At 62.7% G+C, this 22,810-nt stretch carries 22 protein-coding genes; 13 read left to right on the forward strand and 9 right to left on the reverse strand.

Features of this window, described 5'->3' with window-relative positions; genetic code table 11:
* Nucleotides 1-33: 33 nt before the first annotated feature.
* The 9 genes from ACQY7R_RS24505 (at nt 34) to ACQY7R_RS24545 (ending at nt 4,610) form a co-directional block, all read left to right on the forward strand.
* On the forward strand, nt 34-279 hold the full coding sequence (locus ACQY7R_RS24505) for a hypothetical protein (protein WP_428308178.1): 246 nt from the start codon (nt 34-36) through the stop codon (nt 277-279).
* A gap of 417 nt (nt 280-696) precedes the next feature.
* Entirely contained in the window at nt 697-1,014 is a 318-nt protein-coding gene (locus tag ACQY7R_RS24510; protein ID WP_428308179.1) for a hypothetical protein, read from the forward strand.
* Nucleotides 989-1,735, forward strand: a complete 747-nt coding sequence (locus ACQY7R_RS24515; protein WP_428308180.1) for a hypothetical protein — start codon at nt 989-991, stop codon at nt 1,733-1,735. Before ACQY7R_RS24510 ends, ACQY7R_RS24515 begins: the two co-directional genes overlap by 26 nt.
* Nucleotides 1,735-2,046 carry a hypothetical protein gene (locus ACQY7R_RS24520; RefSeq protein ID WP_428308181.1) on the forward strand — a complete coding sequence of 104 codons (312 nt, stop codon included), beginning with the start codon at nt 1,735-1,737 and terminating at the stop codon, nt 2,044-2,046. The genes ACQY7R_RS24515 and ACQY7R_RS24520 overlap by 1 nt, the downstream gene beginning before the upstream one ends.
* Before the next feature lie 97 nt (nt 2,047-2,143).
* Nucleotides 2,144-2,356, forward strand: coding sequence for a hypothetical protein (locus ACQY7R_RS24525; RefSeq protein WP_428308182.1), 213 nt, complete (start codon nt 2,144-2,146; stop codon nt 2,354-2,356).
* Between the two features lie 68 nt (nt 2,357-2,424).
* On the forward strand, nt 2,425-2,991 hold the full coding sequence (locus ACQY7R_RS24530; RefSeq protein ID WP_428308183.1) for a hypothetical protein: 567 nt from the start codon (nt 2,425-2,427) through the stop codon (nt 2,989-2,991).
* 119 nt (nt 2,992-3,110) lie between these two features.
* Nucleotides 3,111-4,112: a hypothetical protein gene (locus ACQY7R_RS24535; RefSeq protein ID WP_428308184.1), complete on the forward strand. Its 1,002-nt coding sequence runs from the start codon at nt 3,111-3,113 to the stop codon at nt 4,110-4,112.
* Nucleotides 4,109-4,273: a hypothetical protein gene (locus ACQY7R_RS24540; RefSeq protein ID WP_428308185.1), complete on the forward strand. Its 165-nt coding sequence runs from the start codon at nt 4,109-4,111 to the stop codon at nt 4,271-4,273. The genes ACQY7R_RS24535 and ACQY7R_RS24540 overlap by 4 nt, the downstream gene beginning before the upstream one ends.
* Nucleotides 4,266-4,610 carry a hypothetical protein gene (locus tag ACQY7R_RS24545; protein ID WP_428308186.1) on the forward strand — a complete coding sequence of 115 codons (345 nt, stop codon included), beginning with the start codon at nt 4,266-4,268 and terminating at the stop codon, nt 4,608-4,610. The genes ACQY7R_RS24540 and ACQY7R_RS24545 overlap by 8 nt, the downstream gene beginning before the upstream one ends.
* A 54-nt stretch (nt 4,611-4,664) precedes the next feature.
* On the opposite strand, the gene ACQY7R_RS24550 is transcribed toward ACQY7R_RS24545, so the two are convergent.
* Complete coding sequence (locus tag ACQY7R_RS24550) at nt 4,665-4,991, reverse strand: hypothetical protein (RefSeq protein WP_428308187.1); 327 nt, start codon at nt 4,989-4,991, stop codon at nt 4,665-4,667.
* 557 nt (nt 4,992-5,548) lie between these two features.
* A complete protein-coding gene (locus ACQY7R_RS24555; protein WP_428308188.1) occupies nt 5,549-6,559 on the reverse strand; it encodes an ATP-binding protein in 1,011 nt (336 codons plus the stop codon).
* Nucleotides 6,560-6,902: 343 nt separating this feature from the next.
* On the opposite strand from ACQY7R_RS24555, the gene ACQY7R_RS24560 reads away from it, so the two are divergent.
* The gene (locus ACQY7R_RS24560; protein ID WP_428308189.1) at nt 6,903-8,099 is read left to right on the forward strand and encodes a hypothetical protein; all 1,197 of its coding nucleotides are present in this window, start codon (nt 6,903-6,905) and stop codon (nt 8,097-8,099) included.
* Nucleotides 8,100-8,185: 86 nt separating this feature from the next.
* Here ACQY7R_RS24560 and purQ read toward each other — a convergent pair whose 3' ends face one another.
* The 3 genes from purQ to ACQY7R_RS24575 form a co-directional block, all read right to left on the reverse strand.
* Nucleotides 8,186-8,947, reverse strand: a complete 762-nt coding sequence (purQ, locus tag ACQY7R_RS24565) for a phosphoribosylformylglycinamidine synthase I (protein WP_428308190.1) — start codon at nt 8,945-8,947, stop codon at nt 8,186-8,188.
* Between the two features lie 105 nt (nt 8,948-9,052).
* Nucleotides 9,053-11,983, reverse strand: coding sequence for a phosphoribosylformylglycinamidine synthase subunit PurL (gene purL / locus ACQY7R_RS24570; RefSeq protein ID WP_428308191.1), 2,931 nt, complete (start codon nt 11,981-11,983; stop codon nt 9,053-9,055).
* Entirely contained in the window at nt 11,967-12,830 is an 864-nt protein-coding gene (locus ACQY7R_RS24575) for a prephenate dehydrogenase (RefSeq protein WP_428308192.1), read from the reverse strand. Before ACQY7R_RS24575 ends, purL begins: the two co-directional genes overlap by 17 nt.
* Before the next feature lie 592 nt (nt 12,831-13,422).
* Between ACQY7R_RS24575 and ACQY7R_RS24580 the strand changes: the two genes are divergently transcribed.
* From ACQY7R_RS24580 to hemG, 3 genes are all read left to right on the forward strand, one after another.
* Nucleotides 13,423-14,517, forward strand: coding sequence for a DUF1573 domain-containing protein (locus ACQY7R_RS24580; RefSeq protein WP_428308193.1), 1,095 nt, complete (start codon nt 13,423-13,425; stop codon nt 14,515-14,517).
* A gap of 239 nt (nt 14,518-14,756) precedes the next feature.
* Nucleotides 14,757-15,710 (forward strand): hypothetical protein, encoded by a 954-nt coding sequence (locus ACQY7R_RS24585; RefSeq protein WP_428308194.1) that lies wholly within the window; start codon nt 14,757-14,759, stop codon nt 15,708-15,710.
* 165 nt (nt 15,711-15,875) lie between these two features.
* Complete coding sequence (gene hemG / locus ACQY7R_RS24590) at nt 15,876-17,342, forward strand: protoporphyrinogen oxidase (RefSeq protein WP_428308195.1); 1,467 nt, start codon at nt 15,876-15,878, stop codon at nt 17,340-17,342.
* A 147-nt stretch (nt 17,343-17,489) separates the two neighbouring features.
* Here hemG and ACQY7R_RS24595 read toward each other — a convergent pair whose 3' ends face one another.
* The 4 genes from ACQY7R_RS24595 to typA all read right to left on the reverse strand — a co-directional run bounded on the left by ACQY7R_RS24595 (nt 17,490) and on the right by typA (nt 22,584).
* Entirely contained in the window at nt 17,490-17,957 is a 468-nt protein-coding gene (locus ACQY7R_RS24595) for a hypothetical protein (RefSeq protein ID WP_428308196.1), read from the reverse strand.
* 163 nt (nt 17,958-18,120) lie between these two features.
* Nucleotides 18,121-19,428, reverse strand: coding sequence for a hypothetical protein (locus tag ACQY7R_RS24600; RefSeq protein WP_428308197.1), 1,308 nt, complete (start codon nt 19,426-19,428; stop codon nt 18,121-18,123).
* Between the two features lie 185 nt (nt 19,429-19,613).
* Entirely contained in the window at nt 19,614-20,483 is an 870-nt protein-coding gene (locus ACQY7R_RS24605) for a hypothetical protein (protein WP_428308198.1), read from the reverse strand.
* Between the two features lie 205 nt (nt 20,484-20,688).
* Complete coding sequence (gene typA / locus ACQY7R_RS24610) at nt 20,689-22,584, reverse strand: translational GTPase TypA (protein ID WP_428308199.1); 1,896 nt, start codon at nt 22,582-22,584, stop codon at nt 20,689-20,691.
* Between the last annotated feature and the right edge of the window lie 226 nt (nt 22,585-22,810).

Raw genomic sequence — 22,810 nt, forward strand, 5'->3', positions numbered from 1 at the left:
GCGCACCTTCGCATTCTTTTCTCTGGAGAAACAATGACAGTAGACGAATTCCAAATCCTCGTGAACCAGATCGCCAGTCGGCTCGGCATCGTCCCCGTCTACTCGCACGAGGGCGAGGTCGCCCATATCGGCGACGATGAGTTCGAGCTGCACCGGTCAGGCATCGTCCGCAGATGTCGATACTTGTACCCTCAGCCAGTAGCCGAGAACATCGCCAAAGCCATCCTGCTGCAACAGGCCGACAGACGTGGCCCCTTTATGCGTCGATCGCAATCGTAAACGGTGGAGATCGCATCCTCCATCAGGTCGCCGTCGCTTAGCTAGACGGCGGCGGCCAATCTTAAACGCTAGGTTATGGTCCCTAGCGGGCAGCGCCCTTGGGCATTACCAAAGGAATTGGGGCGCTGCCACTTTTCACGTTCGCTCCCGCTGATATCCAGCGGTTGAGCGATCTAGGCGGCGGCACGCTCGCATCGCGTGTCGCCGCCGCTTTTACATTGCTCCGTGCCCCATGGGTTCATGGCACGTCGAGCACCCCCGCCGGGGCGTCGGTAATACAGCGACGCCCCGGCACTCTTCTACACAGGAGGTCCTATTTGTATCACGACATCCCAACCACAAAGGCTGAGGTCCGCGCGGCCTTGGCAGCAGCCAACGTCCTTATGGTTCTCACCCTAAGAAATGGAGGGTCGCGAAATGCGATTCAATCGTGGCACTAGTCACGTTCAGCCGTCCGACGACGGCAAAAGCTGGATTCACAGCCCAACCGGACGGACGTATCCGTATTCAACCGCAGCGGAGCGCAAGGTACAGCTCCTGTTCGCTTTGGCCGGCGTCCCGCCGCTCGACCTGAAGAGATTTAGCGTCGGCACAAAGTACACAATTCGCACTGCCGAGGGCCATAAATTGGTCGCCGAAATCCCGGATGATAGCACCAATACTCTCACCCGCGCAGTCTCACAACTTCTCAACCAACCCAAGGAACAAAATGGAACTGAACCCCCGGCTGAATAACGTCGTCCGCCAGAAAAATGGCCATCTCGTTTGGCACGCCCCTGACCGCGATGTTCGCATCCCCGACATTGCGACGGCAAACCGTATTCTTGATCGTATCGACACAGTGCGGCGCTCACCGGTTAGCGACCGCGCGTTGATTCTAGGTGTAACACGCCCTGATGATCGCAGTCGCGAGCAGAGAGTAGCGGAGGACGGAAAGACCTACCGTCCCGAGGATTACGACACATGGTTCAATCTACCTTCCGAGGACAACCCACACCTACAGTCGATAGCTGACCTAGACTCCACCCTGCCCACGCGAAAGACGATCCGTGAGCAGGTGCGTGAGCACTATCAGCGACAAGCCGAAGAGTGGGAAGAGAAGCAGAGCGCTCCGGCCGCCGAGCCTGCCCAGTCTAACTGGAAGTGGCTCACTCAAGCGGCTGAACACTTCTTAGTCGCCACCTACAGCGAAACCGTGCCGCTCACGGTGCATCGTCAGACCGGCGTCATGTTAGCGGCGGCGGAAGCCGGTGACCGTGCTACCTATTCCGTGCTTCATCGCGAGTTCGCAGCGGCTGCTGAAGCTCGCTACGCGGCCGCAGACTCTGCACTTGCCCTGGAGCAAGCCCGAATCATGGCCGACCGTCAATCTCTCGGCGACGCCGACTTCGATTTCCCCACAACCGGCGAGCAATCCGCCGCCGGTTCCAACACCACCCAACAGGAACAGAACTAATGTACCAACCACTCGTATCGCAAACCGTCAACGGCCTCCAGCGAGGCTGGAAAGAGCAAATCAGCGGCAAGGAATTCGGGACCGACGATCCCAAGCAAGAAAATGAGATGCTTCGACAGGCTTCCGCCTACAGCGTCACCATGCAACACGTCATGGATCGCACCCTTCGCACGGTCGAGGCAATCGAGACTGGCCTTAGCCTCCCGACTCATCGCTTTCGCAACATGACACTCGTCGATCGGCAGACTCTTTACGCGAGCGACAACGAGAACCTTGACGCCGCCGTCGAAGCGGCGCTGGCGAACGAATGACGTACTCGAAACCCGGCCCGGTGCAAACACCGGGCGTCCCCGCACCATGGCCAATGGGGCCGATTAGCAAACCGAAACCACCAGTGGAAGTAGAAGAGTGAAAATAGACACAGTACCCGGTTGGGTCATCCGCGACGAAGACGGAAACTTAATTGGACTTAAGTGCCCGATATCGTACGCGCCATTTTTTGGCGAGACGTGCGAGCGCGACCAGTTCAATCACAGTCTCCAGATCATGGAACGGCAAGGCCTGGAACGCATGGACCTCGCCGAGCGGCGGCGACTCTACAACCAGGGAATCGGCCGATGATCCTTGCGTATCAATCAGTCGACGGCTTCTGGACGTGCTGCCACTCAGAGCAAATCTTCTGTCATAGGGTGACCAGACCCCAAGCCGTCGCCGCCGTCGTGGCAGCGTTCCCAGAGCTTCCGCTCGACGAAATCGAAAAGGCCTTTGCGTCGCCAGCGGACCCTCAAGTCTTCAGAGCCACGCTAGCCGCCGCCACGCAATCAACGTTGGCGGCGGTTGAAGATGCGACGGAGCAATTGACCGAATCGGCTGAGCTGGCTCGCATCAAGGCGCTAGTGACCCTCACGCATGCGGCCGTCAGTGACTTGACGGCCGCAATAGAACGTGAGAACGAGAGCCGCACTGCGGAAGCCAGAGTCAAGGCGGAGGCGCTCGCCGCGTTCAAGGCTGCAAAGCAACAAGAGCAGCAGCTCGATGAGCAGCAACGGCAGGCCGCCGTTGCTCAACAACAGCGCAAGGCGGCTGAAGCCGACAAGGCCCGGGACTTGAAAGCCGGTCGATTGCGAGATGGGACGGTGGAAGTGACGGAAGCTCACTTCACAACAATCGACGGAAACGTGCGGAAGGTCAGGCGCGTTGTGGCTCGCTTTGCTGCGGGCGAGCCCCTTCCACCTAGCGTGGAGGCGATGCTGTGAAAAGACGTTTTCGGTACGTCGCGAACGCCAGCGAGGCGACTCAGATCGGAGATATTTTCCGCGATGCAAATAACGTGGCCTGGATCGTGACATCGGGAGGGCCCCGGCCGGCCGTCGCAATGCCAGACCCAAGTGACCGCGGACCAATAGGGCCGGCTGGGGCTGATGGCGTCGCCGGTAGAGACGGCCGCAACGGAGTCGATGGCGTTGGCTGGCGGTTCAAGGGAGCTTGGCGCAGCAACGCCGAGTACATCCCCAACGACGTGGTGAGTTTCGAGGGGGAGAGTTGGCTCGTGATAAAAGCCGTCAGTAAGTCGAGACCTGACACTAGCAAATCGTTCGCACTCGTTGCGGCAAAGGGTGAAGCGGGTCGGGACGGGAAGTCCTCGTACTCAACGACGCGCCTCATCCGCGAGAACACCGCCTCAAACGATATTGAATTGGCGTTTCTCGAAGATGCTCACGCCGGTGAAGCTATCTATGTCGAAGAGGGAGACAAGTGCGGTGTCGCGAACACGCTTAGTCATTGGCGAACGAAAACGTTAATCGGGTTCGCGGTACACGATACGCCGGCCAATACAAGAGGCCTTGTCAGGACGGCCGGCCTCATCACAGTTCCGCAGACGTTGTCGCCCGGTTGGAACTACTTTTTGTCTGGGCGCGGCGGACTCTGTACATCGGGCGAAGGAGTGTCCGTCGTCGTTCACGCTGGCGTGGCGGTCCGCAGCGATACGTTGTTGATCCGGCCGGAAGTCCTCCACTTCACGCGGGACGTGTTGACGGCCAACGGAAGCGGTCCGAAGGGCGCACCTGTTTACTTGTCTGGTCCCGATTCTGTCGGCCTCGCCAGCATGCCAGACGATTGGCAAGTGGTCGGCGTCCTCACCGAGGATGCCAGCGGAACGGCGAGCTTCGCCGCGCTGGCGAACGTCACCCAAAGTGATTGGAGCGCCGTGACTGAGGATGAGTCGACGACACTGACGCCGGGGAGGTACTACCTCAGTGGTACTCCAGGGCGCATCACCACTGAAAGCGAAGGGCGCAGATTTATTGGCGTCGCGAAGTCAACCACTAAGCTAGCCTTCGGCAGCGAAGGCGACGAAAGGAACATAGTAGGATGAGAAATGAATTAGAGCTTGCGGAGGCCGCGCTCGCGGCTTCACTCGCCGGCTATGTGAAGGCCGTGGTCGCAATTCGGGATCAAGAGGTCATAAATAAACTTCAGCGTCGCTTCAGTGATAAGGAAGTCCAGCGGAAGATGCGCGAGTTGCTAAATGAATAAGCCGCTTGAACCGGAAGAGTACAGTCTGGCCAATGAGGCCCGCTTGCTTCGCCGGTTGATCGATGAGGCCCCGTCAGCGCAACTTAAGCAGAGTTTGGTTACTGTGCTCTTGAAGACGCTCTATCAGGACGAGGAAAGAGCCCTGCGCAACCACGAGACGCTGACCGCCGGAGCGGTTCACGAGTATGTGGGCGAGGTCATTAAGGCGCTTGTGGCGGTACTTCGGGCCGAGCTTCCAGACGAGCAGATGTACAAAATCGTCGACCTTATCACCGAGAAATTGGCGGCTTTGCGGCCGCCGCGGAATTCACCGGCAGACCTCAAGCTGCTGAAATGAAAACAGCCCCGTCAGCTTCCAAGCTGCGGGGCTGTTGTCGTTTAGGGGTGTCGCTCAGTATCCCATCGGGAACCACCCGCCGCCGTAGTACACGGGCCGGGACTGACGCACCGGCACCACGATGATGATCGTCTTCGGCGCGCAGTACGCCGGCCGCGCTGGGGCAGCCTGCTGCCACTGCCGGGCTGGTAGCGGTGCATGGCGGAAGGCCTGCGGAGCTGCGCTGGCGGTCGACGCCATCAACATCAGGCAAGCAATCGTGCGGAGAATGCGGACCCGTGGCCGGATCAATTCGAGGCGAGCAATGGCTCGAAGCTCATGGCGACGTGCTTCGAGGAGTTCATAGATGCGGGCGACAAGTTGTGCTTTGCGATCGTTCATAGGAAAAATCTCCCGGAAAATTTGCCGGGCGTAGCTACGCCCGATAGGACCGGTTTCGACCGGTTTTCGACGGGAAGAAAGTCGCAGAAATGCCGAGAAAACTAGGCTTTCGCGAGAAAAGAAGAGCTGCCGGTTAAATTAGCAAACCGGCGCATTCGACCACTCTGCCACCTCTCCAGAAGGGGCGGGAGCGGCTGAGCCGGTCCCGCGGTCGTTCGTCAATTCTAGGGCATTCCGCCCGCTTCGCAAGGTCGCTCCTGCGTGGCGTTTTACAACTCGCTTTCGGCCACTCAATCGGCTATGGTGAACATGTGTTTATACTCGCCGCCGTGAAGGCTTGAACGCCGCTTGGCACTGGCGACGGTGAGTGTGACGGAGGGAGACGATCGCCCGCCTGTCGCCTCTTAATGTCGCGTCAAAAGCGACAGATGGAACGCGTCAGATCGCCGAAATGGCATGTGCGAAAGGAGTTACAGCAAATACTTAGTGTCGCCTAAAATCGCATTCGCGGCGCGAAGCAAATGCGACACGACATGAAGACTGGCTCTGGTTAGCGCTCACCGCGCCGTCAGCCGGCCCGCCGTTTGGCAACTCGCCAAGTCGTCGATCCAGTTCTCCAGCAGCGTCGACTGGTTCGCATTGCGGTCAAGTTGCTCCTCGGCTTCAAGGCAGCGATCGATCGCGGCGAGTGTTGCGTCGGCCGAGCGACCCTCGCTGGCGAGTTGGCGGAGCGAATCGCTCAGCCGCGCCGCGACCAGCGTGAGGAGTTGGCGGAATCGCTGCCGACGGGCGTCGGCCTCTTTGCCGGCAGCGTTAATGAATTCATCGACTTCGCGGGTCAGCCGTGCGGCGTCGAGTTCGCCCGACAACCACTGGGCCGCGAACCGATCCCGCATCTGCCACAGCGAAGCATCCGCCAACTGCCGCGCCAACGTGAGGCTGCCATGACTTCGACTAGCAAGTTCAGTCGCTGCTTTCTCGTCAGCCGCAAACCCCTCGGCCAGGGCGAGATCGCGGACTGCTTCCTCGGGCAGCGGACTGAATCGAATCACCTGCGAACGCGACAAAATCGTCGGCAACTGCCGGCTGCGAGCAGTGCCTATCAGCAAAATAACGGCCCCCGGCGGCGGTTCTTCGAGCGTCTTCAGCAGGCAGTTCGCGCTTTCGGGCGTGAACCAATCGGCGTCGTCGATGATCGCGACGCGACGCCGGCCGAGCATCGGCCGCAGAGCAATGTCGTGGCACAGCCCTTCCTGGTTGCGGCGTTCGCGCGGCCCGACGAACTGCTCGATCTTCAGCGACTTCGACCCAGGCGGAGCGGCGATCTGCAAGAGGTCTGGGTGATTCCCCGCCGCGGCGAGCCGGCACGATTCGCATTGGCCGCAAGCTTCGAGGGCCACGGGATCGCTCGCGGTGCAGAGCAGTGCCTTGGCCAGCTGCAATGCAAACGACTGCTTGCCGATCCCCTCGGGCCCGACGAACAAGTAGGTCGTCGCCAGCCGTCCCGCGGTCAGCGACCGCCGGAACTGCTCGACGACCTCGTTATGTCCCTGAATGCCTTGCCACATCGTACTATCCGCTGGAATCTCGCCGTTTTGCTAAACGAATCGCCGGCGCCGTAACATCAGCATACCGGGCCAATGCCCCTCTACGAATAGGCCGAGGAGAGTTCCTGTTTTTCCATCTTGAGCAGTCGTCAAAAACCTGCCCGATCCAAGCCACTCATCGCCGCAGTTCGTAAAGTGCCCCGCGTGCGGCACGAAGCTCACCGTCCGCGCCGAGGACGCTGGCCGCCGCGGCCAATGCCACGTGTGCGACAAAGTCTTCCGCATTGGCGCTCCGCCGGCCCCAGCCGCGTCAGCACCGGTTCCGCCGCCAGCTCCGTCATCCCCGCCGCCATCGCCGCGCTCGATGGCCGACATCTCGAACGATCATCTCCACCCGCTCCACTGCGAAGTCTGCCAGACGCTGATGTACGCCACCGACGACCAAGTCGGCACGCAATTGAAGTGTCCCGACTGCGGCCATCTCAACCTGGCGCGTCCGCGACCGGCGAAGCGTCCGCCGCCGCGCGTGATGGTCGACGACGGCGACGAGTATCAACTCGACGAGACGCACGTCCCGCCGCCGACGCCTGTCCTTAGATCGATTGAATCGCGCGAAGCCGAAGGCCGCGCTGCTGCCCGCGCTCGCATGGGAGTTCGAGCACTGGAGCCTGACCCGTTCGACGACGATGTCGAAGAGCCAGCCGCGCAACCCGCCGCAAAGCCAGCTTCGCGCTCGCGTCCTGCGAATGCACCTCTTGCAAACTCCCCTGCTCCGCGCCCCGCGGCAGCTCCGTCACAGCCCGCTCGCAAGAAGCCGCAGCGTTCGCGCCATCGCCCGGCGGTCCCCGTCGTGCAGGGCGTTTTCTCGATGATCTTCTCGGCGGAGGTCATGGTCCGTTGGGTCGCGCTTTCGCTCACGCTGACGGGCTTGCTGTTTCTGCTGGCTTCAGCCGTAAACGCGATGGGGACGCAGGCCCTGTACCTGCTGCCGTTCTACGCCGGCGGTTGCATCGTCGCAGGCTTTTGGATGATCAGCGCGGCGCCGCTCTTCGTGGCGATCATCACCGAGAGCAGCGGCGGCGCCGACGAACTTCACGACCCGCCCGGCTGGATGGCGCTCGACTACGCCGAGACGGGGTTCATCATCATCGCGACGATGCTCAGCGCGCTCCCCGGTTGGCTCGCGACGAAGGCGGCGGTGGGGATTCCCGATGAGCAGCGGTTTGCACTCGCCGCGGCGATCTGGTTGATCGTCTTTCCCTTCATTGTGCTCTCGGCGCTTGAGCAGGGCACGATGTTCGCGATTTTTTCGCCACGGATCGCTGCTAGCCTCGTACGCTGCTTCATCCCCTGGGCGACGTTTTACGTCGTCTCGGCATTCGCCGTAGCGGCTGCGGGGGGCGTTACATATTTCCTGCTCTCACAGGCCAGTCTGCTCGCCCTATTCCCCATCCCATGGCTCGCCGTCGCGCTCATCCTGCTCTACATGCGCCTCATCGGCCGCCTCGGCTGGTGGATCGCCGATGCGATGCCAGCTCCGAAAGAAGCCGATGAAGAATAGATTTCTCGCAGAGGCGCGGAGACGCAGAGGCATCACTTCTCATCTCTCTGCGTCTCCGCGCCTCTGCGAGAGATTTTTAGAACAAGTTAAGCAAAGTAACCAACAGCATTACGAAACAGCTGCAACCCAGCCCCTTCGTCGAACTTCGCCCGCCGCGTCCATTGCGGATGCTGCGTGCGGTCGATGAAGCGTTCGGGGTGCGGCATCAAGCCGAACACGCGGCCCGAGCGGTCGCACATGCCGGCGACGTCGCGCGCGGCGCCGTTTGGGTTGTACGGTTGCGCGTTGCCGTCGACCTCAGCGTAACGGAGTGCCAGTTGACCAGCATCTTCGAACCGGTCGAGCGATGCATCATCGCGCCCGAGGAACTGCCCCTCGGCATGGGCGATCGGTAGCTCCAGGCTCTCGATACCCTGCAGGAACACGCAGCGATCGCTCGCAACGCGGAGATTGACCCAACGATCAATGAACCGTCCCGACTTATTCCAGTTGAGCGTTGCCGCCGGTCCCTGCTCGTCGTCGATGTCGAGCAGCCCTGACTTCACCAGGATCTGAAAACCATTGCAGATGCCCAGGATCAATTTCCCGCGATCGCGAAACGCCGCCAGCGAGTCGGCGAGGTGATGCCGCAACTGATTGCCGAGGATCCGCCCGGCGCCGAGGTCGTCGCCATAGCTGAACCCGCCCGGCAGGCAGAGGATCTGGAAGTCGGCCGCCAACTGCGGCGCCTCCAGCCAGCGGTTCACATGCAACCGCTCCGTCGTCGCCCCCGCCTGCTCGAAGGCGTAAGCCGTTTCAACGTCGCAATTGGAGCCCGGGGCCCGCAGCACAAGCACGCGTGGAGTCATAAGAAAGCAGGGTTCAGGGTTCAGGGTCTTCTGAGTGCAGAGTTCAGTAGCCGCGGGTCAACGACCCGCCGTAGTGACGCACGAGCGGCCGCGCGTCACTCAACGTTAATACCGCAGCGGCTGCTGCCAGGACTCTTTCAATTGATCATTCGCCACATTCACTAGCGTCTCGACGCCCGCCTTGATCGTCACCCGCGGCGACTCGACGACGACGCCAATCTGCGCCACTGGCAAGCTGGCGAACTGCCCTTCGAACACGGCCGCATGTTCAGGCGCCACTTCGCACAAGAACCGGCTATTCGATTCGCTGAACAGCTTCACCACGGGCGAGAGCGAAGCGTCTCCAGTCGGCACGCCGTCGAGTTGCACCTCAACGCCCAACCCGCCGGCGAACGCCATCTCCGCCGCCGCCGCGGCGAGGCCGCCCTCGCTCAGGTCGTGGCAGGAGACAATAGACCCGTCGCCGATCGCGCGATGAATCGCGGCAAACGTCGCCTTGGCCCGCAGGCCGTCGACCGTCGGCACGGCCCCGCCGTCGAGATTGTTAACGAGCGAGTAGTGCGAACCGCCCAACTCGTCCTTCGTCTCGCCGACGAGATAGAGCAAGTTGCCCGCCCGCTTCAGGTCCATCGTCACGCACTGGGCCACGTCGTACACTTGGCCCATCGCGCTGATCAGCAGCGACGAAGGAATGGCGATCGTCTGCTTTTGACCGGCGTCGTCGAAGTAGCTGAACTCGTTGTTCAAGCTATCCTTGCCGCTAATAAACGGCGTCTCAAAGATCAGCGACAAGTCATGGCAAGCGATCGCCGCACGGACGAGGGCGCCGAGCGTCTCGCTCCGTTCGCAATCGCCCCAGCAGAAGTTGTCGAGGATCGCAATGCGAGAGGGATCGGCGCCGACGGCGACGCAGTTGCGCAGGGCTTCGTCGATCGCGCTGGCGGCCATGTGGTAAGGATCGAAATCGCCGTACCGCGGGTTCATGCCGCACGAGATGACGACGCCGCGCCGCGAATCGAGCACCGGCCGCACCACAGCCGCATCGCCGGGGCCGTCGCACTGGACGCCCACCAGCGGCTTGATCGCGCTGCCGCCTTGGACTTCGTGATCGTATTGCCGGATGATCGACTCTTTGCTCGCCACGTTGAGCGAACCGAGGATCGCCTGCAGCGAATCGCCGGCGCTCATCGTGTTCGTCGTCGAGAGCGGGGCGACCGGCTTCGACGTGTACGCCGCTTGCCGCACCACCGGCGGGCGGCCGTCGTGGAGGAACGCCATCGGCATATCGCCCACGACGTTGCCGTTGTACTTCAGCACCAGTCGGCCGGTCGCTTCAAACGTGCCGATGGCGGTCGCTTCGACCCCTTCGGAAGCGCAGAGCTGATGCAACTCGGCCCAGTTGGCTTCGGGCACGCTGAGGACCATCCGCTCTTGCGCTTCAGAGATCCAGAGCTCCGTATACGACAGGCCGGCGTACTTCACCGGGGCCTTGTCGAGGTGGACCTCGGCGCCAATCTTCTCGCCCATCTCGCCGACGGCGCTGCTGAACCCCCCTGCCCCGCAGTCGGTCATCGCGGTGAACAGGTTGCGATCGCGAGCTTCGAGCAGCACGTCGAGAACCTTCTTCTCCTCGATGGCGTTGCCGATTTGCACGGCCCCGCCGGAAAGTGATTCGCTCTCGTGGGTCAGCTCAGCACTGGAGAAGGTGGCGCCATGGATGCCGTCGCGGCCCGTCTTACCGCCGACGGCGACAATGAGGTCGCCCGGCTGCGGTTCCTTGAACGACTTGTCGCACGGGATCAGTCCGACGTTGCCGCAGTAGACAAGCGGGTTGCCGAGGTACCGGCGATCAAAGTAAACGGCGCCGTTGACCGTCGGGATCCCCATCCGGTTGCCGTAGTCGCGAACGCCCTCGACGACGCCGCGCATCACGAGCTTCGGATGGAGCACGCCGGTTGGCAGGTCTTCGACGGCCGTCTCCGGGGGAGCGAAGCAGAAGACGTCGGTGTTGCAGATTGGCTTGGCGCCGAGGCCGGTGCCGATCGTATCGCGAATGACGCCGCCGATGCCGGTGTTGGCGCCGCCGTACGGTTCGAGGGCCGACGGATGGTTATGCGTCTCGACCTTGAAGGCGATGTTGTACTGGTCGTCGAACTTGACGATGCCGGCGTTGTCCTTGAACACGCTGACGCACCAGTCGTTCTTCCCCCACCGGCGTCGCAGCTCCTGCGTCGCGGCGAAGATTGTCTCCTTCAGCATGTTCTCGAACTGGCGGTCGCCGTCGTCGTCGCGGTAGGCGATTCGCCCGGCGAGCGTCTTGTGGCTGCAGTGCTCGCTCCACGTTTGGGCGACCGTTTCGAGTTCGATGTCGGTCGGCTCGCGGCCAAGTTCGACGAAGTAACGCTGAATCGTCTCCATCTCCGCCGGTTGGAGATAGAGCTGTCCTTCCTTGCTGAGGCGGACCAAGCCGGCGGCGTCGAGATCGCGAATGGCGACCGTCTTTAGCTCAAACTTGTACGCGATCCCCGATTGCAACCGATCGAACGGCAGCGGGCCGACGATCACTTGCTCGATCGCGTCGTTGGCGAGGAGTTCGCTGCTGATAGCGCGAACTTCTTCGGCCGTGGCGTCGGAGATCCAGTACTTCCGCAGCGTGCGAACCGCGTCGACTTCCCAGCCGAAGTCACGCACCCCTGCTTCGGCGCTTTGCGCCACCGGATCCATCACGCCTGGCTTCAGCAGCACCTGCACGAGTTGCGTTCCCTCGCCGGCGGCAATCCGCTCGGGCGCGGCGGCGAGCTTAGCATCGCTCACTTGGCCAACCAGATATTCTTCGGCGACGGTATCCGTGAACAGCTCGCGGGCGAGCCGTTCGATCCGCTCGGGCGACAGCTCGGGGCCTTGCACCAGATAGCCGCGCGACGAAGCGACGCGCACTTTCTGGGCGAGTCGCAGCGCGATCACGTCAGCGGCGACGCCGTCGGCGTCGAGGTCGGGGAGTCCGGCACGGGGGTGGAGGTCAATCTCCCACAGCATCTCGAATCCGTTTCGCTTCCTGGAGCTCAAGGGTGAGGGCGGGCACGTCGCCGCCGCTGAGCGCGGCGTCGAACTGCGCGAGTCGATGTTCAAACCGACGCAGCGCGTCGAGCACCGCTGCACGATTCTGCGTAAAAATTTGCGTCCACAGCTGCGGCGAGCCGGCGGCGATCCGCGTCGTATCGCCCCAGCCGGCGCCAGTGAGTTGCAGCCACTCTTCTGGCGTCGCAGATGCGAGAGCCGAGGCAATCAGGTGGGGCAAGTGGCTCGTTGCGGCCAAGGCGCGGTCATGTTCCTCGGGAGAGAGGAGCACTACCTCGGCGCCGAGCGCTTCCCAAAACTCTTTGGTTCGTTCGACCAGTCCGGGGGGCGTATTGTCTTCGGGAGTGACCAGCACCAAGCGATCGACCAGCAGGTCGGCGCGGGCATGTTCGGGGCCGGTGCGATGGCCGCCGGCGAGGGGGTGGCTGCCAATGAAGTGGGCGCCGGGCGCGGGACGCCCCGGCTCGCTGGGGGGGAGCTTGCTGATCTCGCGGCAGATTTGGGCCTTCGTGCTGCCGGCGTCGGTGATCGTCGCGCGGGGGGCGGCTGCGGCAACCGCCGTCACAGTGTCCACGATGGAATCGACCGGCGTCGCGATAATCACCCAATCGGCGTCGGCGACTCCCTCGACGAGGTTTGTCGTCCCGCGGTCGATGGCGCCAAGCTCACGGGCCTTCTCCAAACTGGCCATCCGCCGGCCGACGCCGACCACCTCTTGGGCGAGTCCGCGCTGGCGCAAGGCCAAGCCGATCGATCCACCGATCAGGCCGACGCCAATGATCGCGACGCGAGGAGGGTCGGGCATGCCAAGGGCGGGCGTTTGGAGGGAAAACGGTCAGGCGGGAAGCATGCCGGGGCAGCCGCTCGGCCAGCGAGGGCGCCAAACTTCCCTGGAAAAGCGGCATTCTACCAAACGGTCCGGCGGTTGCATGGGGGTAATACCGAGGGAAGGCTGGATGCGCAAAGTTTTTGCGAGGAATCGCCGATGCATCTGACTTCGATTCACGCTTAGACAGCAGAGGAAGGGGGATCTTCCTAATTCCAGGGCTGGAGCCGATGGCCGTCGTGGTTCGCCACACGGTCCCGACTCCGGCCCATTCAGCATGAACTTCGGAGGACCGAAGGGCGTGCCGCAGGGTGCGAATCTCCAGTAAAGTTGCCGCGGACCGCAAGGTCTGACTAACCGGTACAGGCGATTCCCCCCAGATTACCTAGGGAGAAAAAATCTCATGCTGTCGCTCCGGTTTATCTGCAAAGCGCCGATTACGCACTACAATACCTTGCGCAGAGCGGGGTCGATTAGTCTGTCGAGCAAGGGATACCGTTCGATGGGGTTACAACGAGGCGAAGGGAATTGCGCAGTCTCACGTCGTTCGCTCGAATTGGAGGGCGGTCAAGTGTTGCGCAGTATGGGTTTAGCTCTGCTTGTTCTTCTATCTGTCGCCGGCGGCGCTCAAGCGCAGTCGTGGGCGGAGAAGATGTTCCCCGTTACCGATCACAACTTCGGTACGGTTGCCCGCGGGGCCGACACGTTCTACAAGTTCGAGGTCACCAATCCTTATAAACAGGACATGACCCTGACTGGCGTTCGTTCAAGTTGCGGTTGCACCTCGCCGACGCTGGAGACCGCAGACGGTAAGGCCCCCGAGAATGGCCAGATCGTCCTGAAGAGTCACGAAAAAGCGTACGTGATGGCCCGCTTCAACACGCGGACCCACGTCGGCCAGAAGGGCGCCACCCTCACGGTGAGCCTCGGCGGCCAATACGGCGGCGAAGTTCAGCTGCACGTCAGCGGCAACATCCGCAGCGACGTCGTCTTCAATCCTGGCGCCATCGAGTTCGGTGAAGTGAACGAAGGCGAAGCCAAAGAACAACGCGTCACGGTTAACTATGCTGGCCGCTCGGACTGGGAAATCGTCGACGTCACCAACGACAACGACAACTTCGAAGTTGAACTGCTCGAAGCGAATCGCACCGGCGGCAAGATTTCGTATGACTTGGTCGTCCGCCTGAAGAACAACCTGCCCGCCGGCTACGTGAAAGACCAGCTGACGGTCGTCACCAACGACAACCGTGCTGAGAACCAACGCATCCCGCTGATCGTCAGCGGCAACGTGCGGCCTGAGTTCTCGGTGACGCCTGCCCAACTCGCCCTTGGTGAAATCAAGCCAGGCGCCCACGTGACGAAGAAGATTGCCGTCCGCGGTAAGGAGCCGTTCAAGATCGTGGACGTCAACTGCGGCGAAGATTGCTTCGGCTTCAAGACCGACTCGGAAGAGGCTCGCAAGATCCACTTCGTCGACGTCACCTTCACCGCCGGCGAAGCCCCTGGCAAGCTGCAAACCCCGATTCAAATCGTGACCGACCGCGACAACCGCGGTGCCACCTGCGTCGCCTCTGCCACGGTCGTTGCGGAAACGGTCGAAGCCCCGGCTGCGGCTGCTGCCGCTCCCGCCGACGACAGCGCCGTCCGCACCGCCTCGACGCCGTAAGGCTTCGCCGCGAATGCCAGCAACCAACACGATTAGCCCCCAGTTCTTTGAACCGGGGGCTTTTTTCGTTTATGGCCAGCACGCTCTGCTAGCGTCCGCCGCCAGCCTCCGTTGACGCCCCTCAGCCTTCTCGCCATACTCCCGCCGCTTGTCGGCCGGCGCGTGCGCATGCGCTCCGTCTGCCGACGTGAGCGTTGGCGTCTCTTCACTCGAAAAAACCTGGCGATTGAGCGGCTCGCATGGAGCTGGTCACCAACTGGAGTCGATGGTTCGTTCCGCGCGCTTGCGTCGCGGCGGCGATCGTTTGCGCCGGTTGGTGGACGGCGGCGGCCAGCGGGCAGGACTTAGAAGCCTCTGAAGAATTCGTTGATGTCGAGCAGTCACTCGGCGTGAGTGAACCGCTCTTTCCCGAAGGAGGATCGGCCCTCCGTGAGGAAGTTCTGCCTCCCGCAGAGGGGGAGGAGTCGTTTCTTGGTGGCGACGGGGCCCCTGAGTCCCTCGACGCGTTTGGCGGCGGCGACCCTCTGCGGCATCCGCACGAGCACCTCCGTCCCTTCGACTACATGCGTCACTGGGGTTTCCATCACTCGTCGACCGAGGGACGCTTCACCGATAAGAACGTCCCGCTCAATTTCAGCAGCTGGTTGAATCGACCGTTTCATCTCGATTGGTTCGTTGGGCCGCTGCTCAGCGACAGTCCGAACAAAACGATGAACGTAAAACAGACCAACGCCCTGTTCGGCGGTCTGCGATTTGGCTGGGACTTCGACTACTACTGGGGGACTGAGTGGCGCATCGGTTGGTCCGATCCTGAAATATTCTACGAAGGTTCGTCGGTGCGTCAGCCAGGTCAGTACTGGGCGAGCGACGTTAACCTCATCTACTATCCCTGGGGCGACACGCGCGTGCGGCCATTCTTCGTCTCCGGCATCGGCATTAGCCAAATCGGCTCGCTCCACAACGATGGCGGGCCGCTGGAAGCGAACTTGCTCGGCACGCCGTTTGGCCTCGGCGTTCAATTTCAGCAGACGCCGTGGCTCGTTTGGCGAGCGGAGATCATGGATAATCTCGCCTGGGGAAGCGAAGGGGTGAGCACCACCCACAACGTTTCGTTCACCGCGGGGATGAATATCCGCTACGGCGCTCGCAAGCCGTCGTATTGGCCGTGGCGAACGTCGCGTCACTCTTGGTAGAATTGGGGAAGAAGGCCGCCGTCTTCCAACCCTCGGCTCCGCCGGGGGATAGGCTTCAGTAACGCGACGCGTTGTTGCGCAGAGCGCGACCCCCTGGCGGAGCCGGGGGCTAGAATGCTCGCAATAGCGTTCTCCCCGCACCTCCCCCCTGCCCCGCCGCACGCTTTGCCTTCCTCCGCCGACCCGTCGACTCACGCCCAGCCGCCGCGCATCGCGGTCGTCGGCGGCGGCATTAGCGGCCTCGCCGCGGCTCAGCGCCTGCGGAAGCTGCTGCCCCGCGCGGAACTGCAGCTCTTCGATGCGAGCGACCGGCTGGGCGGTCCGCTTTACACGCTCGCCCATGACGAAGCGTTGCTCGAGCAAGGCGCCGACAGCTTTCTCATCAAGACGCCGTTCGCGCTCGATCTCTGCCGCGAGTTGGGGCTGGCCGATCAACTCATTCCCACCAGCGAGCAACACCGCCGGGCGCTGGTCGTTCGCGCTGGCCAGCTCGTGCCGGTGCCCGAAGGCTTCGTGCTGATGAAGCCGCAGTTGCTCAAGCCGATGTTGCAGTCGGCGCTGTTCAGCTTGCTGGGAAAAGCACGGCTGGCGGCTGAGCCGCTTGCGCTCGTTCCCGCTGAAGTGAACCGCCCCGGCTATGACGAGAGCGTCGCCAGCTTTGCCACGCGCCGATTGGGCCGCGAAGTCTATCAGCGGCTGGTCGAACCGCTGATCGCCGGCGTGTATGTTGCCGACGCCCACAAGCTGAGCCTCGCGGCAACCTACCCGGAATTCCTCGAAGCCGAACGGGTGCACGGCAGTTTGTGGCGATCGGTTCGCAAAGCACAGTCGCTCGCCAAGCCGGATGAAGCGGGCGCTGCGCCCGCGACCGCTGCACGCTACGGACAGTTCGTGACGCTCCGCGGCGGATTGCGAGGATTGGTCGATGCGCTCGTCGCAACGCTGCCCGCCAACGCCCTGCGGCTCCGCACGCCGGTGATGCAGGTCGAACGTCACGCCACCAACCACTGGACCTTGCGAACAACCCCCGGTGCACCGCTCGAGCATTTTGATGGCGTGATCGTCGCGGCTCACGCACCGCAGGCGTCGCCGCTAGTGAAGCACCTCGACGGCGAACTTTCGAGCCAACTAGCCGCCATCGAGTATGCCAGCAGCGCCGTCGTCACGCTGGTGTACCACCGCCAAGATATCGATCACCCGCTCGACGGGTTCGGCATCGTCGTACCGGCGATTGAGCGTCGGCCGATTGTCGCCGCCAGTTTCCTCACGGTGAAGTTCCCGAGTCACGGTCCTGCGGGGCGGGCGATTGTCCGCGTCTTCTCCGGCGGCGCCTTGCAGCCCGACAAGGTCGATCTCGACGATGCGGAGCTGATCAAGATCGCCACGGAACAGATGGCCGACTTGATCGGGGCTCACGGTTCGCCGATCGAAACGCACGTCATGCGGTGGCGCGATGCGATGCCGCAGTACCATGTGGGGCACGTCGCCCGCGTCGAGTCTATCGAAGCACGGGTCGCGTCGCACGACGGTTTGGAGCTGGCCGGCAACGCCTACCGCGGCGTCGGCATTCCGCAGAGCATCCACAGCGGCCGCAGCGCCGCAGAACGCTTGGCGAAACAACTAGCCAAATAGCCGCCGGTCACGCCAAGTAGCCGCCGGTCAACGGCCGGCCGGAGCGGATACAAAACCAGGCTCGCCCTTACGCCAGCGAGCATCGTGTAAGTTGAGCAAGTAACCGCCAACGATCGCCGCTCTGGCGGGGGCATTGTCCCGCGGCTGCTAGCGCCACTGCAGCGTGGCGCCGGCGTCGGTCATGCGGGCTTGCAGTTCCCAATCCGCAGGCGAGACGCCCGGATCGAACTGGCTTTGCAACTCCGCCAACCGCTGCAAGTCGTCCATCAGTTGCGGATTGCTTTTAATTGCCGCCTCAATGGCTGTCGCGCTGTGATGGCCGTCGACGCGCAGCAGTCCCGTGGTTTCGTCGAAGCGAATCGACGCTTCTTCATCGGCTTGCACGCCGACCGAGGCGAACAGCTCTTGCAACTGTTTGGAAACTCGCTGCTCAAGCGACGTAGCCTCGGCGGCGGAGGCCTTCGCGTCTGCGCTCGCGGTCGAATCGCTCTGATCGACCGCCGTCTGAAAAAACGAGCCGAACGGCCGCGACAATGCCCCCAAAGCGCTTTGGATTCCATGCGTGGCGGTGCTGGCCGCGGTCGGCGCCGCCGCAATTCCGAAGAGGGCGTTCATGGCAAATCGATCTGCGAAGAGTCAGCGACAACGAGAGACGAGCGGCCGTTCCTCGCAGCGCGCGAAATCGGGCCATCCTCTTCATCGACTCGATCGCGAACCGCCGGTGAGGCGAACTGCGTAGAATTTGCAGCTGCTAGCATGGCCCGAGATCGGACAGCAACTACTGGTTCGCTAGCTGCGACTCCGCGTGATTTTGCTCGGCCAGCACCGTTTGCCGAGCGTCGATCTGCCGCCGTAGGAACGCCAAGTCGGCGTCGCTAAGGTCGGCGAACGCCACGCTCATCGTTTGTCCGGCGTCGTTCCGTAACGCTACGCTGCCGTCAGCGACGCCGACGACGCGAGCAGTGGCCAGCGATTGGCCGTCTCGGTTGTTCCACTCACGCGAGGCGTCGCTCGCCCAGCCGCCTGGTTCGGTGAGCACGCCGTTCGACGCGCTCGGGAAGAGATCGTTGAAATCGACGTCGTCGTCTTTCTTTTCTTCTTCCGCGGCGGGCTTGGCTTCTCCAGCCGGAGCGCTCTCTGCAGCTGAGGCAGCGTTGGCGGGCGCACTTTCGGCCGGCGGCGTTGTCGAGCTTGATGGCGCGATCGGATCGCCAAACAAGTCGGTCGCATCGGGTTCGGCTGGCGTGGCCGCGGGCTCTTCCGCAGCTGGTGCTGCAGGCGTCTCCGCCGCGGGCTCGCCGAACAGCGACCCCATCGGATCTTCCGTCGCTTCCGCAGCAGGCTCGTCCGCAGGTTCCGCGGCAGGCTCGGCAGCCGGGGCCGGCGTGGGGTCGACTTCCGGAACAACAGCAGCCGGTTGTTCCGTCAGCGGTTGTTCGGTCGCAGGTTCTCCGAACAAATCGGCCTCGACCGTTTCCTCTTCGGTCTCTGTAAGCGGCGCTGCCGGCTTCGTCGGCTCAGTAGGCGTTTCGGTGATCGATTCGGTAAACGCTTCTTCCTCAACCGCCGGCGTCGCCGATTCGGCGGGCGTCGCGGGAGCAGTAGGCGTCGCGGGTCCCGACTCCATCTGCCGGAGCGGATCGGCATAAGGGTCGTGCGCCGCGGCTGGCGCAACCGGAGCAGCGGCGGGAGGCGTCAATGGCTCGGGGGCCGGCGTTTCGACGATCGATGGCGTTGCCACGTTCGGTGGCGAGAGCGGCTTGGCCGCCGACGATTCGACTGCCGCGGCCGGCTCAGCAGGCTTCGGGCTTGGCTGCGCCGATTCGGGCTTCGTCGTGGCCGGCTTCTCGGCAGGCGTGGGGATTGTTTCGGTAGCGGGCGTTGGCTCGGCGTCGCTCTTGCTCGCAGCGGGCTCGCAGCACGCATCGGCCTCCACGATCTCGACCGGCAGGCAGCAGTCGACGACTGGCGCCGGCTCGCAACAAACCGGGGCTGGCATGCAGCAGGGGCCAATCGGCCCGTTCGCCGCGGCCAATCGCACCGACATTCCCGCCAAACCCAACAGGGCGGCTACCGTTCGCTTCATCGTTCGCACTTTCATCTCAATCTGCTCCAGTGGCGGAAGCCCCAGTCTTCCGCGGCACGCCCGCCATCGTAAGGCGAGCGGCCATGCGATTCAAATCGTCTGCTGCCAGCAGCGCCGGCGGCTACCAATCGGGCTGAGAATCCCTCGCTTACACACCCACGTCGCGAGGATTCTAGCGTCGCCCCCTACTGGGCGGCGCCATCAACGCCCGACAAATTCCCATGATCCAGATACGACTGCACCGCTTGATGCTTGTCGGCCAGCAGCCGTTCTTCCATCTGATGTTGCGTCGCCTTACTTTGCCACGCCTGGGCGAACGGGCCGCTTAACTGGGCCGACGGGGCGTCGGTCAGCAAATCCATCGCCCGTTTGAATAGCTCGGCGCCCTCTTTGTGCCAGGCAAGGGCCTTCTCGGCGTAGGACGAAATGTGTCCGTCGACGCCGCGGGTGTCGAGCTGCTCGATCGCCTCCGCTGCTGCTTGATGCCCCTTCTGGCGCAGCGTTAGGTACTCGTACAGCGCCCAATTCTTTGAGCGATGGGTGGCCTTCACCGGACGCGTGGCAGGTTTCGGTTGCTTGGGCGGGCCCTGGTTGCGGAGCGTCAGGTAGTCGAAGACTTCGAGATCGGTCGATTTGGCGTTCGCGGAGTTGCGACCGGCGAGTTCGTTCTTCATGCACTCGTCGATTGCCTTCCAGTAGGCGAGCGTCAGGGCGTGACGTTCAGCCGCCGGGAGGGCGAGCGCGTCGGCTAGCGCCTTCGGCTGCTGGGCAGTCGTGGTCGGTAAGCCTTTGCCGTCGAGCGTGGCGCCGATCGCCTGGTGGACGTCGACGCTCACCGCCGCCGGATCGCCGGTCGCCTCAGGCGGGGCGATGACCTCGGCATGTTGCAGCGCTTTGACCGTCACCTCTTGGACGTTGATGCCGTAGTACATTGAGCCGAGGATCAACCCGCCAATGAGCGCCACGGCGCAGCCGATGATTTCCAGCACGATGCCGCCGCGCCGTGCGCGCAAACCATGAACGTATTTAATCGACAGCGATGAGCGGTGACGCATCGGATCTCATCCTCAAATGGTGACGACGCCCAGGGGCGTTTTCGTGCGAGCGCCTGCTGCGCTCCGTATCGAAAGCATAGGTCGCATCGTGCAGAATGGGGGGCCCGCACGCTAGCCGGTTGTAGCGGTTGTAGGCAGGCATTAAAAAAGCCCCCGGTTTGAAGAACCGGGGGCTAAGGGGGCGTTCAATTTGCGGACGTCGAAGTTAGACCTCGACGGTCGCCGCTTTCCGCGATTCGCGTTTGCGGTCGTTTTCATTGAGCAGCGTCTTCCGCATGCGGATGTTCTTCGGCGTGATTTCGACGAGTTCGTCGTCTTCGATGTACTCCAGGCACGACTCAAGCGACATTTCCCGTACGGGGCGAACTTTCGCGTTATCATCCTTGCCCGACGCGCGAACGTTCGTGAGCTGCTTCCCGCGCACCACGTTGACGACCAGATCCCCGGCACGGCAGTTTTCACCAACGATTTGGCCGAGGTAGCAATCCTCGCCCGGACGGACGAAGAACACGCCGCGGTCGTACAAAGCGTCGAGCGAATAGGCGGTTGCCGAGCCCGATTCGTTTGAAATCAGCACGCCGAGCTGACGCTTAGGGAGTTCGCCCTTCATCGGCTCGTAGCCGAGTAGCGTGTGATGCATGATTGCCTGCCCCTTCGTCGCGTTGAGCATCCGGCTGCGGAGGCCCATCAGCGAGCGAGCGGGAATGCGGAACTCCATGTGAATGAAGCCGCTCGTCGACGAGCGATGGCCCATCTTCACCATTTCGGCCCGGCGGTCGCCGAGCAGGGCCATCACCGCGCTCTGGCAGTCGTCGGGGCAGTCGACCACGAGTTGCTCGATCGGCTCGCATTTCACGCCGTCGATTTCGCGATAGATCACCTGCGGCTTGCCAACGCAAAGTTCGAACCCTTCGCGACGCATGTTCTCGATCAGAATGCCCAAGTGCATCATGCCGCGGCCGGAGACGCGGAACTGCTCCTGCGTCGGACCTGGTGCGACGCGAAGCGCGACGTTCGAACGGAGTTCTTTTTCGAGACGTTCTCCGATTTGGCGGCTCGTGAGGAACTTGCCGTCGCGACCGCTGAAGGGGCCGTCATTCACGCGGAACATCATGTGGAGGGTCGGCTCATCGACCCGCGTGTGGGGCAGGGCGTGCGGTTGGTCGGCGTCGGCGATCGTGTCGCCAATTTCGATCGGCTCCATGCCGACGACGGCGCACAAGTCGCCCGCCGCGACCTCGTCGACTTCAACGCGTTCCAGACCTTCGAACGCCAAGAGCTGCACAACGTTCTTCCGCGTCACCTCGCCGAGGTGGTCGATCACCGCGATCCGCTGACGCTTGCTGATGACGCCGGCGTGAACGCGGCCAATTGCGATCCGGCCGACGAACTCGGAGTAATCAAGCGACGTTACCTGGAACTGCAGGGGCTCGCGGGCGCGGTCGGCCTTGTCTGGCGGCGGAACGTGGCCGACGATCGATTCGAACAGGGGGATCAGGTTAGTGCTGGGATTCGCTAGATCTGCCGTCGCCCAGCCTTCGCGAGCCGAGGCGAAGATAACTTGGAAATCGAGCACGTCATCGGGGGCGTCGAGGTCGACCAGCAGGTCGAAGACTTCGCTGACGACTTCATTCGGCCGCGAGTCGGGGCGGTCGATTTTGTTCACGACGACGATCGGCTTCAGGCCGCGCTCCAGCGACTTCTGCAGCACGAACCGCGTTTGCGGCATCGGGCCTTCGTAGGCGTCGACCACCAGCAGCGTGCCGCTCGCCATGTTGAGCACACGCTCCACTTCGCCGCCGAAGTCGGCGTGGCCTGGGGTGTCGATCAGGTTGATGCGGTAGGTTTCGCCGTCGGCGGCGGTGTAAGCCACCGCGCAATTCTTGGCAAGGATCGTGATGCCGCGCTCGCGCTCCAGATCATTGCTATCCATGATCAGGCCGTGCTGGCCGCCGGCGAGCTTGTCGAGTTCCTCGTTACGGTACAGGCCCGACTGGTAGACCATCTTGTCGACCAGGGTGGTTTTGCCATGGTCGACGTGGGCGATGATCGCCACATTTCGAAGGTGCGACGGCGGGACGACAATTCGACTACGGGCCATAAAACGGTCTCAGAAAACGCGGGAACGCGCCGCCAAGAGTTGACGGCGCGCAGAGGGGCGGGGCCGCAATTGTACGGGATTCCACCCCCGAGGTGCAGCCCTCGCGGGGACCCGCGGGGGCCGTTGGAGACAATTTCCTCGTTGCACGCGGTGCAGTCGTACGTTTGCAGCGTCTACGTCAACCTTGTTGCCGGCGCCTGCCGACTCTATACTTCTAGTGGACCAA

The organism is Lacipirellula sp. (genome assembly GCF_965279485.1).
Classification (GTDB): Bacteria; Planctomycetota; Planctomycetia; order Pirellulales; family Lacipirellulaceae; genus Lacipirellula.

Bases quoted from the DNA above. Each gene is read 5' to 3' on its own strand.
- ACQY7R_RS24515 (WP_428308180.1), top strand. From the start codon at position 989: ATGGAACTGAACCCCCGGCTGAATAACGTCGTCCGCCAGAAAAATGGC.
- typA (WP_428308199.1), bottom strand. From the start codon at position 22,584: ATGGCCCGTAGTCGAATTGTCGTCCCGCCGTCGCACCTTCGAAATGTG.
- purL (WP_428308191.1), bottom strand. From the start codon at position 11,983: ATGCTGTGGGAGATTGACCTCCACCCCCGTGCCGGACTCCCCGACCTC.
- ACQY7R_RS24560 (WP_428308189.1), top strand. From the start codon at position 6,903: ATGGCCGACATCTCGAACGATCATCTCCACCCGCTCCACTGCGAAGTC.
- ACQY7R_RS24535 (WP_428308184.1), top strand. From the start codon at position 3,111: ATGCCAGACCCAAGTGACCGCGGACCAATAGGGCCGGCTGGGGCTGAT.
- ACQY7R_RS24540 (WP_428308185.1), top strand. From the start codon at position 4,109: ATGAGAAATGAATTAGAGCTTGCGGAGGCCGCGCTCGCGGCTTCACTC.
- ACQY7R_RS24545 (WP_428308186.1), top strand. From the start codon at position 4,266: ATGAATAAGCCGCTTGAACCGGAAGAGTACAGTCTGGCCAATGAGGCC.
- ACQY7R_RS24585 (WP_428308194.1), top strand. From the start codon at position 14,757: ATGGAGCTGGTCACCAACTGGAGTCGATGGTTCGTTCCGCGCGCTTGC.
- ACQY7R_RS24605 (WP_428308198.1), bottom strand. From the start codon at position 20,483: ATGCGTCACCGCTCATCGCTGTCGATTAAATACGTTCATGGTTTGCGC.
- ACQY7R_RS24520 (WP_428308181.1), top strand. From the start codon at position 1,735: ATGTACCAACCACTCGTATCGCAAACCGTCAACGGCCTCCAGCGAGGC.
- ACQY7R_RS24510 (WP_428308179.1), top strand. From the start codon at position 697: ATGCGATTCAATCGTGGCACTAGTCACGTTCAGCCGTCCGACGACGGC.
- ACQY7R_RS24600 (WP_428308197.1), bottom strand. From the start codon at position 19,428: ATGAAGCGAACGGTAGCCGCCCTGTTGGGTTTGGCGGGAATGTCGGTG.
- ACQY7R_RS24550 (WP_428308187.1), bottom strand. From the start codon at position 4,991: ATGAACGATCGCAAAGCACAACTTGTCGCCCGCATCTATGAACTCCTC.
- ACQY7R_RS24595 (WP_428308196.1), bottom strand. From the start codon at position 17,957: ATGAACGCCCTCTTCGGAATTGCGGCGGCGCCGACCGCGGCCAGCACC.
- purQ (WP_428308190.1), bottom strand. From the start codon at position 8,947: ATGACTCCACGCGTGCTTGTGCTGCGGGCCCCGGGCTCCAATTGCGAC.
- ACQY7R_RS24505 (WP_428308178.1), top strand. From the start codon at position 34: ATGACAGTAGACGAATTCCAAATCCTCGTGAACCAGATCGCCAGTCGG.
- ACQY7R_RS24555 (WP_428308188.1), bottom strand. From the start codon at position 6,559: ATGTGGCAAGGCATTCAGGGACATAACGAGGTCGTCGAGCAGTTCCGG.
- ACQY7R_RS24575 (WP_428308192.1), bottom strand. From the start codon at position 12,830: ATGCCCGACCCTCCTCGCGTCGCGATCATTGGCGTCGGCCTGATCGGT.